Source organism: Pirellulales bacterium (assembly GCA_019636345.1).
In the GTDB taxonomy this organism is placed as follows: Bacteria; Planctomycetota; Planctomycetia; order Pirellulales; family Lacipirellulaceae.
In genome coordinates, this window is sequence record JAHBXQ010000007.1 from 48,777 (window position 1) to 65,807 (window position 17,031).

The 17,031-nt window shown below is 64.7% G+C and carries 14 protein-coding genes; 11 read left to right on the plus strand and 3 right to left on the minus strand.

All coding sequences use genetic code 11. From position 1 onward, the window contains the following. Window positions 1-480: 480 nt before the first annotated feature. The 10 genes from KF688_15995 (at window position 481) to KF688_16040 (ending at window position 12,418) form a co-directional block, all read left to right on the plus strand. Window positions 481-1,983, plus strand: a complete 1,503-nt coding sequence (locus tag KF688_15995; protein ID MBX3427180.1) for a LamG domain-containing protein — start codon at window positions 481-483, stop codon at window positions 1,981-1,983. 88 nt (window positions 1,984-2,071) lie between these two features. Further along, complete coding sequence (locus KF688_16000; GenBank protein MBX3427181.1) at window positions 2,072-3,460, plus strand: hypothetical protein; 1,389 nt, start codon at window positions 2,072-2,074, stop codon at window positions 3,458-3,460. Between the two features lie 175 nt (window positions 3,461-3,635). Further along, window positions 3,636-4,808, plus strand: a complete 1,173-nt coding sequence (locus tag KF688_16005) for a DNA-binding transcriptional regulator (GenBank protein MBX3427182.1) — start codon at window positions 3,636-3,638, stop codon at window positions 4,806-4,808. A 185-nt stretch (window positions 4,809-4,993) separates the two neighbouring features. Next, the gene (locus KF688_16010) at window positions 4,994-6,472 is read left to right on the plus strand and encodes a glycosyltransferase family 2 protein (GenBank protein ID MBX3427183.1); all 1,479 of its coding nucleotides are present in this window, start codon (window positions 4,994-4,996) and stop codon (window positions 6,470-6,472) included. 220 nt (window positions 6,473-6,692) lie between these two features. Continuing rightward, entirely contained in the window at window positions 6,693-7,655 is a 963-nt protein-coding gene (locus KF688_16015) for a DUF4922 domain-containing protein (protein MBX3427184.1), read from the plus strand. A 136-nt stretch (window positions 7,656-7,791) separates the two neighbouring features. Next, window positions 7,792-8,850, plus strand: a complete 1,059-nt coding sequence (locus KF688_16020) for a DUF1559 domain-containing protein (GenBank protein MBX3427185.1) — start codon at window positions 7,792-7,794, stop codon at window positions 8,848-8,850. After that, window positions 8,847-9,359 (plus strand): hypothetical protein, encoded by a 513-nt coding sequence (locus tag KF688_16025; protein MBX3427186.1) that lies wholly within the window; start codon window positions 8,847-8,849, stop codon window positions 9,357-9,359. The genes KF688_16020 and KF688_16025 overlap by 4 nt, the downstream gene beginning before the upstream one ends. Window positions 9,360-9,546: 187 nt before the next feature. Beyond that, window positions 9,547-9,933, plus strand: a complete 387-nt coding sequence (locus KF688_16030) for a transcriptional repressor (protein MBX3427187.1) — start codon at window positions 9,547-9,549, stop codon at window positions 9,931-9,933. 292 nt (window positions 9,934-10,225) lie between these two features. After that, entirely contained in the window at window positions 10,226-11,533 is a 1,308-nt protein-coding gene (locus KF688_16035; GenBank protein MBX3427188.1) for a GTP-binding protein, read from the plus strand. 72 nt (window positions 11,534-11,605) lie between these two features. Then, window positions 11,606-12,418, plus strand: coding sequence for a hypothetical protein (locus KF688_16040; GenBank protein MBX3427189.1), 813 nt, complete (start codon window positions 11,606-11,608; stop codon window positions 12,416-12,418). Between the two features lie 118 nt (window positions 12,419-12,536). Here KF688_16040 and KF688_16045 read toward each other — a convergent pair whose 3' ends face one another. Then, a complete protein-coding gene (locus tag KF688_16045; protein ID MBX3427190.1) occupies window positions 12,537-13,265 on the minus strand; it encodes a methyltransferase domain-containing protein in 729 nt (242 codons plus the stop codon). 427 nt (window positions 13,266-13,692) lie between these two features. On the opposite strand from KF688_16045, the gene KF688_16050 reads away from it, so the two are divergent. Next, window positions 13,693-14,850, plus strand: coding sequence for a C40 family peptidase (locus tag KF688_16050; GenBank protein MBX3427191.1), 1,158 nt, complete (start codon window positions 13,693-13,695; stop codon window positions 14,848-14,850). Window positions 14,851-14,875: 25 nt separating this feature from the next. Here KF688_16050 and KF688_16055 read toward each other — a convergent pair whose 3' ends face one another. Then, the gene (locus KF688_16055; GenBank protein MBX3427192.1) at window positions 14,876-16,045 is read right to left on the minus strand and encodes a DUF819 family protein; all 1,170 of its coding nucleotides are present in this window, start codon (window positions 16,043-16,045) and stop codon (window positions 14,876-14,878) included. Between the two features lie 164 nt (window positions 16,046-16,209). Next, window positions 16,210-16,839 carry a MarC family protein gene (locus KF688_16060; GenBank protein MBX3427193.1) on the minus strand — a complete coding sequence of 210 codons (630 nt, stop codon included), beginning with the start codon at window positions 16,837-16,839 and terminating at the stop codon, window positions 16,210-16,212. Between the last annotated feature and the right edge of the window lie 192 nt (window positions 16,840-17,031).

Here is a 17,031-nt window from a genome sequence, read left to right on the forward strand (position 1 = left end):
AAATGCATCTCGACGACTTCTCCTTCAGTCACCTTAAGCGCTCTAGTCGCCGCGAACAAACGTCCTGCGCGATATCTAAAGATGTTGTGCGGAGAGTTGGTTGGCGTCCGCGCGCTCGGCAGTTCATAATCGGGCCCGAACGCGAAGGGCTGCAGACGGGCAGGTCTTCCCGCTTTTCGTTCAGGACAGGCCACGGCGGGCTTCCCTGCTTGCTGTTGCACGGACGCGAAGCTGCTTAAGCGACTCTTCAAACGGCGACGTTCTTCTCGTTGCTCGCAGCTGCGCGAGATTTCCGTGGATTTGGGTTTGATCCTCGAGGACGCTTTTCGGCAACCCGCAGGCGAGCCTGCTTAGCCCGCAAGAGTCAAGCGACCGACCGTTCCTCGGAAATCAGGACATTACCGGCGTTTTCTTGACTGAGGGGCGCGGTCAAGACGGCGATCGACACACCATTGCTTCAGACGACAAGGAGACGGAATTGTGAATCGACGATTGTTGACAGGCGTCGCGGCGGTCCTCGTTTCGGCGACGAATGCTTGGGGGGCGGTCACGCACCTTTACACCTTTAACGACGGCACGGCGAACGACTCGGTCGGCGGCGCCCACGGCACGCTCGTCGGCGGCGCCACGATTTCGGGGGGAGAAGCGATTCTGGGCGGCGGGCCGATCAACACTCCCGACACCTCGGCCAACAACATGGGCCCCCACGTCAGCTTCGACGCGGCGACGATCGCCATCAACACCTACACGGCCGCGAGCATCGAGGTGTGGCTGAAGTCGGACACGTCCAACGCGATTCCGACCGGCCAGTTCACGATGGCCGCGGCGCTCGGCCGGCACACGACCAACACGGGCGGAAACGAGGCCCCCTGGTCCGGCCACCAGTACATCATGATGCAGCCGACCCGCGGCGGCGGACCGGCCGCTATGCGGGCTGCGATCACCAACGATCGGTTCGAGAACGAGACCGGCGTCAATGGCGTGGCCCAAATCGCCGACAATCTGCTCCACCATTGGGTGGTGACGATCAACTCGACGACGATCAGTTCGTATCTCGACGGCGTGCTGCAGGGTTCGACGGCGCTAGGAAGCAACTCTCTGTCTCAACTCAGCAACGAGGTCGTCTACCTCGGGCGATCGCTCTACAACGACCCCTTCTTCAAGGGATCGATCGACCAATTTGCGATCTACAATACGGCATTGACCCAGACCGAAGTGACGACCAACTTCAACACCGGCCCGGTGGGCACCGGCAGTCCCGGGGTGGCCACGCTGACGATCGACCGCGACACCGGCGCGATGACGCTCAGCAAGCAGGGCGCCCCGCATGAAATGTTCCGTTACGAGATTAACTCCGCCAGCGGGGCTCTCAACCCGGCCCAATGGCGCACGATCGCCGACAACGCCGACTCTGACAGCGGCTCGTCGTTCGACGATAACGACGTCTGGAACGTTCTGACTGCGACGAACTTCACGTGGTCGGAGGAAGAGCCGATCGACGGCGGCGGCGACAACGGCGGTCTTCTGGGAGCCGGCGGCACGACCTCGCTCCCCCTCTCGACAGCCGGCGGGTGGCTCAAGTCCTACCGCGAAGACGTCACGATGACCCTGGGCATTCTCGTCAACGGCATCGAGGCGACCACCCCGGTCAACGTCGTCTACACCGGCAACGGCGGTGAGCCGTTCAAACGAAGCGATTTCAACTTCGACAATGAGATCGATGAGGTCGACTACCAGATCCTGCTGAGCAACCACCTGACGACGCTCACGGATCCGAATGCGGCTTCGACGTACCTCAAGGGCGACGTCAACGGCGACCTGCGCAACGACGTCCTCGACTTCCGGCTGTTCAAGGAGGACTTCATCGCCGTCAACGGTTTGGCGGCGTTCAACGCTTTGGTCGGCGCGGTTCCCGAGCCGGGTTCCGTCGCGCTGGCGGTCCTCGCGGCCGCGACCGTGGTCGGACTTCGGCGCCGACGTTAGGCTCGCTGGCTGCACACGCGCCAGCTCGAGGACGTCATCAACAGGACCATCTCATTCGCAACTCCAATTGAAATAAGGTTTCCCCACGATGAATCTGCGGACTGCAATGAATTGGGCGACTCGCGCCGCGGCCGGTTTGGCCGGGACGGCGGCGGTTGCAATTTTGACCGGCGTGACGCCCGCCTACGGGGCGTTGACCCATAAGTACACCTTCAACGACGGCACGGCGAACGACTCCGTCGGCGCGGCCCACGGGACCTTCGTCAACGGTCCGACCGTCACGTTCGACGGCCAAGTCGATCTCGACGGAGTGAACGACTACGTCAGCCTTCCCGGACCGACGATCGCGATCAATACGTACTCGGCCGTCACGCTCGAAACGTGGTTCACGATGGACGTCGCGCAAGGGTGGCAACGCATCTACGACTTCGGCGACACGAGTCCGGACAATCTGGGCAGGAACTACATCTTCTACTCGCCGAGCAGCGGGCCCGGCGACCATCGGGCCGTGATTTCCGACGCTGATCCCGGCTACTTAAGCGAGGAACTCGCCGTCGGGGGGCCGACGCTCTCGACCGGTATCGAGCATCACATCGCGGTCACGATCGCCAATGGCGGCAACATGACGCTGTACCACAACGGCGTCCAAGCCGGAACGGTGGCGCTGACCAAGTCGCTGGCGTCGGTCAGCAATGCGTTCGCCTTGCTGGGCGAGGCGGTGTATCCCGGCGACCCGAACTTCAACGGGCGCATTGACGAGTTCCGGATTTACGACACGGCCTTGTCCGCCTCGGAGGTCCAGGCCAGCTATGCGCTCGGGCAGGATTTCAAGCAGACGCTCGTGTTGGACGTCAACACGGTCACCGGGGCCGTGGGGCTGCGCAACGCGACGGCCGTCCCGCTCTCGTTCGACTACTACCAAATCACCAGCGCCGCAGGGACGCTGAGCACCACGAACTGGAACAGCCTGAGCGACCAGAACATCGACGCGGTCGGCGGCGGCCAAGGGGAGAGTTGGGACGAAGCGGGCGGGGTGACCAGCAACGTGCTTAGCGAGTTGTTTCTCGGCGGCTCGACGACGCTTGCCCCCAACGCCACGCTCAGCCTGGGCAACGCCTTCAACACGGGCGTCGGGGCGACGGATCTCCGGTTTCAGTATTCGTTGACCGACGGAACGGTCGCCAAGAGCGCGGTCAACTACGTCACGGGAGCGACCGATTCCGATTTCAACAACGACAACATCGTTAACGGCAGCGACTTCCTGATCTGGCAGCGTAATTTCGGCGCGACCAGCGGGGCCACCAACGCCCAGGGCGACACCAACAATGACGGGGCTGTCAACGCCGCCGACTTGGCCAACTGGAAGACCAGCTACGGTCAGCCGTCGGCGACCGCCGTGGCCGCGGGAGTCCCCGAGCCGTCGGCAATGCTGATCGCGTTGGCCGGTCTGTCGTTGTTGGGCTTCGCCCGTCGCTAAGGGTTCGGCTTCGCACCGGCGAAGCGACTCCCGCCCTAAAATCGAGTCCCCGTGCGGTTCGGCGCCGACGCGTCGAGGGGGCAGGCCGCACGGGGATTTCTTTTTTCACCGCCGGTCGGTATCACAAACGGTCCAGTCAGGCGTCACGGTCCTATTGACTCCGTCGCAGCGGTCTATGCCACTTAAGACGCCGAAGGTCGCCCTGCTCATCGAAACGTCGCGGGGTTACGGGCGAGGGCTGCTGCGCGGCATTTCGCGCTACGCCAAGCATCACGGGCCGTGGGAGTTCTACATCACTCCGGGCGATTTCGCCCAGCATTTGCCGCGAATCAAACAGTGGAGCGGCGACGGGATCATCGCCCGGCTCGAAACGCCGGCGATCGCTCGCGACGTGTGCGCCGCCAATCTGCCGACGATCATTCTCGACGTGTCGCAGAACATTCCGCTCGACATGCCCGAGCTGCAACGATTCAGCGAGGTGGCGTCCGACTCCGTCGAAGCGGGCCGGATGGCGGCCGAGCATTTGCTCGACCGCGGTTTCAAGCAATTCGCCTATGTCGGCGAGCACGGTCGCATCTGGTCGCACAACCGAGAGGCGGGTTTCCGCTCCGCTCTGCAGAAGCGAGGTTTCGACGCCCTGGTGTACGAAGGCCCGCGCAACAAGCAGAAACAATTTTGGGAGCGGGAGCAGGCCGTGCTGGCCGAGTGGTTGGCGGCGCTCCCCAAACCGATCGGAGTGATGGCGTGCAACGACGATCGCGGGCGGCAAGTGCTCGACGCCTGCCTGACGGCGGGGGTGAAGTCGCCGCTTGAGGCGGCAGTCGTCGGGGTCGACAACGACGAACTGCTGTGCGAGCTTGCCATGCCGCCATTGTCGAGCGTGGCCCTGAACTCCGACGCCGGGGGATACCGGGCCGCGGCGTTGCTCGACGACCTGATGGCGGGCCGGCGTCGCAAGCCGCAGCGGGTGACCGTCGAGCCGATCGGCGTCGTCGAGCGCCGCTCCACGCAGGCCACCGCGCAGTACGACCCCGACGTTGCGGCGGCGATTCACTTCATCCACGATCATGCGGGGCAGAACATTGGCGTCGACGACGTGGTGCGGCACGTGCACATGTCGCGGCGAACGCTCGAGATTCGGTTCCGCGACGTCGTCGGGCGATCGCCTTATCACGAGTTGCAGCGGGTGCGAGTCGAGCGGGCGCGCCGGTTGCTGATGGAAACCGACTTGCCGATCCCCCGCGTGGCCGCCGCCGCCGGTTTCAGCAGCAACGCCTACTTGGCGCAGGTCTTCCAGAAATGGGTCGGCAAGACCCCCTCGCAAATCCGCCGGCAGCATCGAACGTAGCGCCGGTTTCGGCAGGCTCGCGAGTCGTCTCTCGGGAGCAAGCGGTCGGCGCGACAATCGCCCAAGCTGCCATGAAGTGGAGAAACTCGTGCGCAAACTGACAGTCTCCTCGCCGATTGTTCGCCGGAAAGGGCGGCGGTAGCATGGGGGGCTGTTGACGTGTTTGCAGTCACGAGACCTCTGCCATGACCTTGATCGCCGCGGCGTTGGCCCTGGACGGGGACGCTCACGAAGTCGCTGCTTGGGAGCGGTTGGCCGCTTCGCCCCTCCTCGGCAGCGTGGCAGCGACGGTTCCGCCGGGGAACAAAGCTCCTTTCGCCGCTTGCGCCCGGCTGGACGCCCCGTCGTTGCGATCGGCTGCCGGAGTCGTCGAGACGTTGCAGTGGTTCGCCGGGACCAAGGCGTCTCATTTGCTGTGGGCGCCGTCCCCGGGAATCGAACTGACCGCGTCCGGACTGCTCCGTCTCGCGCAAGCCGCCGAGGACTCGCGGGCCGCGATTCTCTACTCGGACTACTACGACATGCAGGCCGACGGCGCCGCGACGCTTCACCCGCTTATCGACTATCAGGCAGGGAGCATTCGCGACGATTTCGATTTCGGGCGCGTCGTGTTGCTCAGCCGAGACGCCGTCGCCGGGCTTGCCGAGGCGATCCGGGCCGACGGCGTCTCGGACGCCTTTGGCGGCTGGTACGACCTGCGTCTGCGGGCAAGCGAGCGCGGCCCGGTCGTTCGGCTTCCGGAGCCGACCTACGCAGTGTGCTCCGTCGAGCAGCGAACCGCGGGCGAGGCTCACTTCAGCTACGTCGATCCGCGGAACCGAGATTATCAGCTTGAGATGGAGCGAATCGCCACGGCGCACCTTCGCCGCATCGACGCGTGGCTGCCGCCGCCGACTGCGCCGCCCGTCGAGGGAGGGGAGTTTCCCGTGGAATGCAGCGTCGTGATTCCGGTGCGGAACCGCGTGCGCACCGTCGCCGATGCGGTCCAGAGCGCTCTGTCGCAACTCGCCGACTTCGCCTTCAACGTGATTGTCGTCGACAATCACTCGACCGACGGGACGACGGACGTGCTGCGCGAATTGGCCGCGACGAGCGAACGGCTCGTCCACCTGATCCCCGCTCGGGTCGATCTGGGGATCGGCGGCTGTTGGAACGAAGCGATTCACGCCGCAGTCTGCGGGCGCTACGCCGTGCAACTCGACAGCGACGACATCTACTCGAGCCCCGACGTGCTGACCCGGTTCGTGACGGAGTTTCGTCGCGGAGGATACGCCCTTGTGGTCGGCTCGTACACAATCTGCAACTTCGAGTTGCAGCCAATTCCGCCGGGGCTGATCGACCATCGCGAGTGGACTCCCGAGAACGGGCACAACAACGCCCTGCGGATCGCCGGGCTCGGCGCCCCGCGGGCGTTTCATGTGCCGACCTTGCGGACGATCGGGTTTCCGAACGTCAGTTTCGGCGAAGACTACGCGGTCGCGCTGCGAATGAGCCGGCAGTATCCGATCGGCCGCATCTACGATTCGCTCTATTGGTGTCGCCGCTGGGAAGGAAACACCGACCATGCCCTGCCGCTGGAAACGCAGAACCGATATGCGTCGTACAAGGATCGCGTCCGAACGATCGAGCTGGCCGCTCGTCGGCAGGCGGCGAAGACCGGGTGATGCGGCGGTTCGCCGTGGAGGACCCAGGACCTGCGGACAGCGCGGATTGCGTCGTTGAGATTGCGTCGAGTCGGACGACCGGTTGAAGTCGGTCGTCTCGGCCCGTCGCGTCGGATCTGCTGCAACGCAAGTTGGCGACGATCCGGTTTCTCCTCGCGTCGGCCTTTTCGGCTGTGCGTCGAATTGAGTTGCAGAGTCGCTTGCTTTCCGACGAACGCCCATGCCCTGGCGAAACATCCTCGAAATCGACCCAGGCCCGACCGTCCCCCTGCGGCAGCGCATTGACGGTTTGTTCGTCCAACAGCGAGCGACTTGGCCTGCGCTGCGCGACGGAGAAGCCGCGCTCGCCCATTTGCAGCGGAAGACGCTGTCGACGGACATTTCGACCGTGATCGTGCAACGCAACCCGGCGCGGCGCGGCTCGACCTTGGCCAAGACCGACGCGAAAGCAGTCGCGGCCAGGGCCTGCTTTCTTTGCCCGGACAAGATGCCAGCCGAGGAGCGGGGCGTGGCGTTCGAGGACTTCGTCGTCCTTCCGAATCCCTTTCCGATTCTGCCGCTCCACGCCACGATCGCCTCGCGCGATCATCAGCCCCAGCGGATCATGGGGCGGGTCGACGCGTATTTGCGACTCGCTCGGGACCTGAGCCCCGATCTTGCGGCGCTCTACAACGGTCCTCGCTGCGGCGCCTCGGCGCCGGATCACCTTCATTTCCAGGCCGCCGTGGCGAGCGAGATCCCGATTCTTGCCCAGTTCCCGCCCAAGCAGCGTCGTCCGCACTTCGCCCACACGAGCCGGAGTCGCCGGATGGTCGTTTTCGCCGGCGCCGACCCGGCGCGGATCCAGCGCGACGTCGACGTCACGATTGCTGCGCTTGCCGAACTCGACCCAAGCGACGCCGAGCCGATGCTCAACCTCATCGCTCGCTTCGACGGTCGGCAGTATCTGGTCGTGCTGTTCCCGCGCGCCGCCCATCGGCCGGTGTGCTACTTTCAGCCGGAGCCGGACCAGATCCTGATCAGCCCGGCGATCCTCGAGATGTGCGGGATCGTGGTCGCCACCGAAGAAGCCCACTACTCCCGGGTCGACGATCGCGTCGTCGAGGAGATCTACGAGGAAGTGAGTCTGGCCGGCCCGCAGTTCGAGCGGCTGATCGCGGCGCTGTCGATCGGCCCCCGCTGAGCCGCTGAGACGCTGAGACATCGAAAAACACGCCACTTTGCCGCTTTCCCGCTATTCGGGCTATATTAGAGGAAGTCGTCGATCGCATGCCCTGCGTCGCCAGCCCGCTGGACGATTCTTGCCGGAATATTCGCCGATGGTCCCCTCCTCCGTGTCGAGCGCCCGTTCTTCCCGCTTGCGGTCGGCGACCGCTGTGCGCCGCAGCGGCTTCACTCTCATCGAGTTGCTCGTCGTGATCGGCATCGTCGCTGGGCTGATCGCGCTGCTGTTGCCGGCCGTGCAAGCGGCTCGAGAGGCGGCGCGGGCGACCCAGTGCCGAAACAACCTGCGGCAAATCGGGCTGGCGACTCTGCACCATCACGACGCCCTGGGGCACTTTCCCCCGGCCCGGCTGCGAATCCGCAATTGGGACGAGATTGAGTGCGAGACGACGCAACCCTCCTGGTTCGCTCGCATCCTCGGGTACCTCGAGCAGGGTTCCGCCCACGCCCAGTGGGACTTCAGTCTGCCTTACGAGGAGCATCCCACGGAGCTGCGCGAGTTCGGGCCCGACGTGTTCGTCTGCCCGTCGCGACGCACGTTGAGCGAGTCGGTCATCGCCTCGGGCGCAACCGAGGAAGTCGTGACCTATCCCTGCGGTTGCAGCGGATTGGAAACCACGTGGCTCACCAGCGGAGTGACCGGCGATTACGCCGGCAATCACGGCGACTTCACCGGCGGGTCCTACGGCAGTCAAACCGACTACTGGCGCGGGGGAAACGGGACGGGCGTGATTATTTCCAGCCGGCCTGAATGCCGCGGTCTTCGTCCCGGCGGGGCGCGCGACAAGGTGCGGCTGAAGGACGTGCTCGACGGAGCCAGCAACACGTTCCTCGCCGGCGAGATGCACATTCCTGCCGAGCGACTCGCACAAGCTCCCGAGAACGGGCCGCTGTACAACGGCAAAGATCTGACCGCGTTCGCGCGGATCGGAGGACCGAGCGTCCCCCTCGCCCGCGGCCCCGAGGACGCGTCGGTCGGCATCTTGGGGTTCGGCAGTTGGCACCCGCAGAACTGCCCCTTCGTGCTCGCCGACGGTTCGGTCCGCAGCATCGACGTGCTGATCGACACGGTCGTACTCAAAGGGTGGTGCCACCGTTCCGACGCCTCCGGCGCCGACGAGGTCTTTCCCGACTGGTGGCCGGGGCTGCTATGAATCGCCTGAGGACGAAGCGACTGCTGCTGTCGCTGATGGTCGCTCTTGGGTCAGGGTGCGGCGACGGCCGCGAGCCGACCTATCCCGTCAGCGGGACGGTCACGTTTCGCGACGGTTCGCCGGTGCGGTTCGGCAGCGTGGAATGCCGATCGGAAGCCTCCGGCAAGATCGCCCGCGGCGTGCTCGATCGGCAAGGGCGGTTTCGGCTCGGCGTCTACGCCAACGACGACGGGGCCGTCGCAGGGTTCCATCAGGTAATCGTCGTGCAGTTGGCGCGGCCGGAGAGCGTTCCGTTGGCTCCCCCCGCCGACGTCGCCGAAGCCGATCGCGCAGCCCACGCCGCGCACGGCGCCGTGCCGCTGGTTTCCCCGCTCTACGCACAATACGCGACCTCTCCGCTGCGGATCGAGGTCAAGGCGACGGCGTCAAATCAGGCGGACCTGATCGTCGATTCGTTGGCTCCGCCGAGGAGCGATCCGGCTCCCCGCCGCTCGGGGCGGGCCGAGTAAAGTCGTCGCCTCTCCGAGCGCGGTCGGCAGAATCGTTGCATTTGCAATCTTAATGCAAAGACGCAAGAATGCTTTTTAGACGCTGGCTTGTCCCATCGCCCTTGTCCCGACGGGAGTCGTTTCCGTGAAATCCGCTGCCGCCAAGCACGACGTAACATGGGCGAAGGGACTGCTGAAAGGCGCCGGGATGCGCAGCACGGCCGCCCGCGTGGCGGTGCTGCAGCAATTGGCGGCTGCGACGCAACCGACCAGTCACGCCGACGTGGTCGCAAAGCTCGAGGATTTCGGCTTCGACCAATCCACGATCTTCCGCTCGCTGCAGGAACTGGCCGAGGCGGGGTTGGTCAGTCGACTGGATCTGGGCGATCAGGTGCGCCGTTTCGAGCTTCGGCACGAAACGGGGGACGATCGGCTGGAGCATCCGCACTTCATGTGCATCGACTGCGGCAAGGTCTCGTGCCTCGACGATTTCTCGTTTCGTCTCGCCCCCAGCCGCGGACCGCGGCGTGATCAGTTGGGCGAAATCACCGAAGTGCTCCTCAAGGGTCACTGCGGGACTTGCCTCGGCAAATAGCGGCTTGTCGCGCGACGCCGGCGCTGCTCGACCGGCTTGAGGTCCGCTCGCTTCGGGTCCGCCCCGCTCGGCATGCCGGCGCAGTCCGGACGCGCCATGGCCGGAGTTCTCGAACCGGGGTCCTGAACCGCCCCGCCTGACCCGGCGTGCCTGGGCCGGAAAGGCGTTTTCTTCGTAACGAGAAGAATTTGCAATTATCTATTTGCAATCCAATTGCATTGCGGGTATTCTTTGCAAAGCAATTGCACATGTACTATGTATGCTTATTCACTTCCGTTGCCGAAAAGCCGCCATGTCCGCCTCTCTCCCCGACTTGCCCCGACTCCTCCCCGTCACGGTCCTCTCCGGCTTTCTCGGGGCAGGCAAGACGACTGTTCTCAACCACGTCTTGGCGAATCGAGACGGTCTTCGCGCGGCCGTCATCGTCAACGACATGAGCGAGATCAACGTCGACGCCGCTCTGGTCCGCGGCGGTCAGGCGGCTCTCAGCCGTTCGGAAGAAAAGCTCGTGGCCATGACCAACGGTTGCATTTGCTGCACGCTCCGCGAAGACCTTCTCAAGGAAGTCGCCCGCCTGGCCGACGAGGGACGGTTCGACTGCCTGCTGATCGAATCGACGGGCGTCAGCGAGCCGATGCCGGTCGCCGAAACGTTCACGTTCGCCGACGAGCAGGGGCGTCGCCTCGGCGACGTCGCCCGACTCGACACGATGGTCACCGTCGTCGACGCCTGCAACTTCCTGACAGACTTCGGAAGCATCGACGATTTGGCCGATCGCCGAATCGGACTAGGGGAAGAGGATCGACGCAACGTCGTCGATCTGTTGGTGGATCAGATCGAATTCGCCGACATGCTCCTGCTCAACAAATGCGACCTCGTCTCCGAGGACGAGTTGACCGCCCTCGAGGGAGTGCTCCGCAATCTCAACCCCCGAGCGGAGGTGATCCGCACGGTACGCGGACGCATCGAGCCGCGACGGCTGCTCGACACGGGACGGTTCGACCTCGAATCCGCCGGCGCCCAGCCGGGTTGGCTCGAGGTTCCCCGCGGCGCGGAGGAGCCCGAAACCGACGAGTACGGCATCACGAGCTTCGCGTATCGGGCCCGGCGGCCGTTTCATCCGCAGCGTCTCTGGGAACAGCTCGATCGCGAGGACGGAGTGCTGGCCGGGGTGATCCGCTCGAAGGGGTTCCTCTGGATCGCCTCGCGGCATGATTGGGCTTACTCGTGGTCCCAAGCCGGCGTGTCGGTGCAACTCAACCCGGTCGGCACTTGGTGGGACGCGGCCGACGAGTGCGAGTGGCCGGAGGATCCGGAACTCGTCGCCGAAATCCGCAGCGATTTCGCCGGTCCGTACGGCGATCGACGCCAGGAACTTGTGTTCATCGGCATCGAGATGGACCGAGTCGTCATCGAGAGCTGCCTAGAAGGCTGTCTGCTGACCGACGAGGAATTCGCCGCCGGGCCGGACGGGTGGAGTCGCTTCGTCGACCCTCTGCCGGCCATCGAGACGGCCAGCGACGACGACACGATCGTCATGGACGAGTCGCCGGCCGAACCGCCCGCCGCTTTTCGCGACGGCGATCAATCGCGGAACTGAACCTTTCGCCCGGCCGGGTGGCGTTCCGTGGCGGAACGCAGCGGCGGGCGAATCACCTGAGGAGTTGATCTCATGAATGTCCAGTTGGCACGGTCCTGCGCGCTGTTGGCGGCGCTGCTGGGGATCGGAATCGGGTCCGCGCGAGCCCAACTTGCCGAGTACTACGTCGGCATCGATTCGCGCACGGCGCCGTTCTCGGCTCCCTTGGCCGATGGCGGGGGGTTCTATCCCGATAATCCCAATTTCAATCGGCTCACGTTGCTCTACAACCACGGCGACCACTACCATGGCATCGGCCAGTACGTGTATTCGGGACCGTCAGCGACGCCGACGCTCAACGACACCAACGCCAACAACCGCCTGCCGGAGACCTCCACGGGACAACCAGGGTTGCCTCTATTGCCGGGCTCCGGGGCCTACGCGGGCAAGAACGCGACCAAGCACGTGCTCGGTCTTGACTACTCGAATCTGGAGTTGCGAAACGTCCATTCGCTCGCTGGCGTCGACCCGATCCTCTACGGCAGCAGCGGCGGACGGTGGGACGACCCGTTCGGCGCGGCCGACGTCCACCTGGAACTGCTTAGCGTCAGTTCGCCCCACTTGAAGGTCGGCTCGCTGACCGACCCTGACGCCCTGCTCGTGGGCGGCGACGTCCATGTGGGCGAGGGGGACGAACTGTTTTCGTTCACCCCCGTGCTCTGGGTCGACGCCGCGGCGCCGGTCGGCAACTACTGGGCCGAGTTCCGGCTCACCGACGCCTCGGGGACGTTCGGCAATTCGGGCCGCTTCTTCCTCGACGTCCGCCAGGTTCCTGAGCCGACCGCGATCGGTTTGGGGGCGGTCGCCGTGCTGGTCCTCGGGGCGGTGCGGCGCCAGCTTGGCTGAACTCGCCAGAGGCCCCGGCAGGTTGTGCGCCTGCCGGGGCTTTCGTCTACTGCAGCAAAACTCGCTCAAGATTGCCGAATCCTCTGACAGCAGGAGCTTGCTTTGCTCAACGCAGCGCTCACGGATTGCCAAAGACAAGGAAGTAATTCTCTTTGAACTCGCGGACGAGAACCTCTTCCTTGAAGCGAAAGCCGGCCGCTTCAATCTCGCTGCGAAAGACCTCCTTGCCGGCGCGGACGTGCTCGAACGTCCACTCGCGCGAGACTCCGGCAATGCGCTCGAAATCGATCACCACCAGCCGACCGCCCGGCTTGAGCGCCCGCCGCAACGAGGCCAGCGACGCCTGCGGTTGCTCGAAATGGTGATAGACGTCGCAAATGAAGGCGACGTCGATGCTGTCGGGAGGCAAACGGACGTCGTCCTGCGCGGCGAGGACGGGCGTCACGTTCGTCAGCCCGCGGATCTCGGCCATGGCGCCGATTCGTTCGAGGAACGTGGGGGCGATTTCGATCGCGTAGACCCAACCGTCGGGACCGACCCCGCGTGAGAAGGATTCGATGAACAGCCCCGTGCCGGCGCCGACGTCGGCGATTCGTTCTCCCGGCTGCAGCTTGAGTCGCGAGACGATCGTCGGATAGGCGCGGAAGATCTCGCGGCTCTCGACCTCGAACCGCCGCACCCACTCCTCGACGTCGATGTCTCGGGCCAGAAACGGGGCGTTGATGTCCGCCGGGACGGTCGCCGCAGCGGCGTCGGCGGGCGCCTGGGGCGTTTGCCCGACGGTGCGAACGACTCCGACCAAGGCGAGCAGGACGGCGAAAAATCGCACAATATTCCGTGCTGGCATGACGAATCGGCTCCTTGGCGACGGCCCTGAATTGACTCTGGCAGGATACTGCCGGTGGCGCCCAGCGGCAACCAAGCTCGCCGGACGGTCGTGATACCATTTGCGATCTTGAAAGGGTGGCTGGGGTCGCAGCGCAGCGGAGCCCCCAGGGGATCCCCTGGGGGCTCACTTCGTTCGATCCCAGCCACCCCCGTCAAATTGGCAAATGGTATCACGACTTGCCGGACGAGTTCGATTCTCCGCAGCCGCTTCTCGCACCTGCGCAGCAATCGCCGTCGCCGGCTGGCATCGCCGACGACGGTGATCTAGTCTGAACCGCGTTCTGGTTCGGGCAAGTCGAATCGGTCGTCGCACCGACCGCGACCAGCTCCGTTCGCTCCGCCAAGACCGTTCGCAGGTGAACGATCCGTTTGCACGTTGAGTTGCCATGAGAGACCTTCCGTTGTTGGCTCTGATGTTGCTTGTCGCGGCTCTGATTCGAGAAGAGGCCATGTCGCAGGTTGTTCCGCCTCCCCCGTCGACGAGCGGTCTGGAGCGTTTCGCCAAGCAGATCGAACCCGATCTCCAAGGCCGGCCCGAGCGATTGCCGCAGTACGTCGCTCACTTTCGCGCGCAGGCGGCCAACGATCCGCGTCTCGTCGCTTTTCGCGTTGAACCCACGATTGCGGACGACGGCCGCGTGACGCTCGTCGGGTTTGTCGAGTTTCCCGAGACTCGCAGCGGATTGCAGGAGTATCTCGAACTGCTGGGATTTGCAGACATCGACAACCGACTGGAGACGCTTCCTGCGGCGACCCTTGGCGACAAACGGTACGGCGTCGTCAAGACGACGCACGCGCTCAGTTACGATCGCCCGCAACGGCCGCGCGAGGTCGTCACCGATTGTCTCTTCGGCGAACCGCTCTACCTGCTGCGGGAGGACGGGGACCACGTGTTGGTTCACAGCGGCGAGGGCTACTTGGGTTACGTCGCCGCCGCCGCGATCGAGTGCGTCGGGCGGGATGAATTTGATGCGTACGTCGCGGGGCCGCATGTGCGAATGATCGCCGACCACGCGGTCGACAAAGGGCTGACGCTGCCCGTCGGCGCGATTCTCAAGGTCCAACCGGGCGACGCCGGCGTCTGTGAATTGCCGACCGGAGCGACTGTCGCCGTCCCGGCGGAAAAGCGACAGCCCGTCGAGCCCCCTGCCGCCGAGATCGAGCAGGCGATCGCCGCGGCCGTTCGACTGCTGGAGACTCCCTACCATTGGGGAGGCAAAACGGCCGCGGGAATCGATTGCTCGGGGCTTGTTCAGATCGCCTTCGCCTCGATCGGTTTTCATTTGCCGCGCGACGCGAACCAGCAGTTCTATCTTGGCCGCCTGACCGCCACGCGCTGGCATCGCGCAGGGTTGCGCCGCGGCGACACGCTGTACTTCATCAGCCCCGTCGGAAAGATCTCGCACACGGGCCTGTACCTAGGCGACGATCGATTCGTGCACGCCGAACTGCCGCAGGTGAAGATCAGCAGCTTCAATCCCGAGCACGACCAGTACGACCCCAAACGCGACGCGTCGTTCGCGTTCGCCAAGCGGTTATGGTAGCGAGGCGGACTTGACCGCCGACGGCTCAAGAGACCAGCCAGCAGAGCAGCGCCGCCAGATAGCCGGCGAAGTTGCCGATCGCGTAGCCCAACAAGGCCATCAGCACCGCGGCCGGCACGAGGGATTCCTGGTGGTGCGAGGCCACGATCGTGGCTGACGCCGCTCCGCCGATGTTCGCCGCGCTGGCGATGGCCGCCGTATGGACGTCGACCTTCAGCAACTTGGCGCCCAATAGGCAAAACGCCCCGTGGATGAAGATCCACACGCTCGCCCCGAGCAGGAAAGGCAGCGCCTGCCCGGCCGCCTGAGCCAGATCGGCCGTGGCGCCCATCCGCGCCACGAACAAATAGACCAGGGCCATCCCCAATTCGTGGCTCCCGCGAATCGTTCGCAGCGGGGTGTAAGACAGGCTGATCCCGATCGCCGTGATAAGCAGGATCCGCCACGTTGATGCGCTGAGGTACGGTTCAGCGACCGGCAATTTCTCAGCCGCCGCTTGGGCGATCCAGGTCGCTGCGAAGCCGGTGAAGAGCAATGCGAGATAGTCGGCCGCCGCGGGGGCCGATTTGTCGGTGCGGACCGTGGCGGCGGCGGTCGTCATGTTCGCCAGCCGATCCTTCTCGACCCCGGTGAACGAGCCGAACCGCTCGGCCCAGTGCTTCGAGGCCAACAACAGCGGCAGCCAGAGCAGATAGATCGTCGAGTCGCCGATCACCGCCAGCCCCACGTCGGCGCCGCTGGCGTCGATCATCTGCGCAACGGCGGCCATGTTGCCGGTGCCGCCGATCCAACTCCCGGCGAGAGCCCCGAACGCCTTCCACGAGTCGGGCCCCAGCCAGTGCTTGACGAGCAGAAACCCGATTGGCGCCCCGACCACGACTCCCAGCGTGCCGAACAACATGACTCCCACGCCTCGTCCCAACACGCTCGCCGCTCCCCGCACGTTCACGTTGAGCAACAGCAACACCAGCATCATGGGCAGGACGAAATCGCCGATCGCGTCGTACGCCGGTGAACGGGTCGTCAGCAACCCGGCGGCCGAAAGGAGCACCGGGACAAGGTAAATGAAGATCAGCGGCGGAACGTATTGCGACAGCCGTCGCAGCAACCCTCTCTCCAACCAAAAGAACAAGGCGCACACGCCGCACAGCGTCGACAGCACTCCCAGGTCGCTGGAAATGGGAAAAGAGGTCATGGAAACGCTCGTCGAGAAAGGTTCGGCTCGCCCGCTCGAGCCTCGCCTCGATCGGCGATCATGGCTGGCGGAGTGTGTCTCGACAGAGCATAGTTCTCAGCCGCGCTGCGACGCAACCGGCATTGTACGGTTCGTCGCAGAGGGGCGAGCCGCCTTGCGGCGGCTCACTGGAAGAAGTTCCTCAACCCTCCCAACAGCATTTGGACGCCGAACGTCGCCAACAGCAGCCCTCCCAATCTGGCGAGCAATGCCATCACCGTCGGCTTCACTTGGGCGACCAGATGGCCGAGCCAAGCGAAGGTGAGAAACGTGGCGATGACCACGATCGCGACGCTGATCAGCGCCGCTAACAACCCCCACGGCGCCTCGCGCTGCGAGGTGATCGAGATCGTCGTCGCAATGGCGCCCGGCCCCGCGATAAGCGGGATCGTGAGCGGAATCAACAGCGCGTCGTCGCCCATAGGTCCTTTTCGCCGCAATCGCTGTCCTTGAGCTAGACTCGCTGCGCCGCCGTAGAGCATTTCGAAGCCGATCAGGGCGATGATCAATCCGCCAGCGACGCCGAACGCATCTAGATCGACCCCCAGCAGATCCAGCAAGTGCCGACCTGCCAGGGCCGAACCGCCGAGCACCAGCGCCACATACAGCGACACCGTCGCGGCCGCTTTGATCCGGCGCTGCGGCTGGGGGTCGATGGCGTGGTTGAAGAACAGCAGATTGACCGGATCGGCCGGCCACGCGATCACCATGAGCGAGATCACTGCTCGGATGCAGAAATCAAGATGATTGTCCAAACCAGACCTCGCCACGAGAAAGATGTGCCCAGCGTGACGACCGCCGGCATGTCGATCAGTGCGAATTTCGTACCGCAGGCTTGTCCCGTCTCTTCTTCCCGTGACATCGAGAGGATGGCTAGGGAACCCGAACCGAAGCCCGAGAAACAAGCCGACCCGACGCTCCGCGAAGCAGGGGCGAGAACCTGTTTG

Bases quoted from the DNA above. Each gene is read 5' to 3' on its own strand.
- KF688_16035 (MBX3427188.1), top strand. From the start codon at position 10,226: ATGTCCGCCTCTCTCCCCGACTTGCCCCGACTCCTCCCCGTCACGGTC.
- KF688_16020 (MBX3427185.1), top strand. From the start codon at position 7,792: ATGGTCCCCTCCTCCGTGTCGAGCGCCCGTTCTTCCCGCTTGCGGTCG.
- KF688_16040 (MBX3427189.1), top strand. From the start codon at position 11,606: ATGAATGTCCAGTTGGCACGGTCCTGCGCGCTGTTGGCGGCGCTGCTG.
- KF688_16005 (MBX3427182.1), top strand. From the start codon at position 3,636: ATGCCACTTAAGACGCCGAAGGTCGCCCTGCTCATCGAAACGTCGCGG.
- KF688_16045 (MBX3427190.1), bottom strand. From the start codon at position 13,265: ATGCCAGCACGGAATATTGTGCGATTTTTCGCCGTCCTGCTCGCCTTG.
- KF688_16010 (MBX3427183.1), top strand. From the start codon at position 4,994: ATGACCTTGATCGCCGCGGCGTTGGCCCTGGACGGGGACGCTCACGAA.
- KF688_16025 (MBX3427186.1), top strand. From the start codon at position 8,847: ATGAATCGCCTGAGGACGAAGCGACTGCTGCTGTCGCTGATGGTCGCT.
- KF688_16015 (MBX3427184.1), top strand. From the start codon at position 6,693: ATGCCCTGGCGAAACATCCTCGAAATCGACCCAGGCCCGACCGTCCCC.
- KF688_16055 (MBX3427192.1), bottom strand. From the start codon at position 16,045: ATGACCTCTTTTCCCATTTCCAGCGACCTGGGAGTGCTGTCGACGCTG.
- KF688_16000 (MBX3427181.1), top strand. From the start codon at position 2,072: ATGAATCTGCGGACTGCAATGAATTGGGCGACTCGCGCCGCGGCCGGT.
- KF688_16050 (MBX3427191.1), top strand. From the start codon at position 13,693: ATGAGAGACCTTCCGTTGTTGGCTCTGATGTTGCTTGTCGCGGCTCTG.
- KF688_16030 (MBX3427187.1), top strand. From the start codon at position 9,547: ATGCGCAGCACGGCCGCCCGCGTGGCGGTGCTGCAGCAATTGGCGGCT.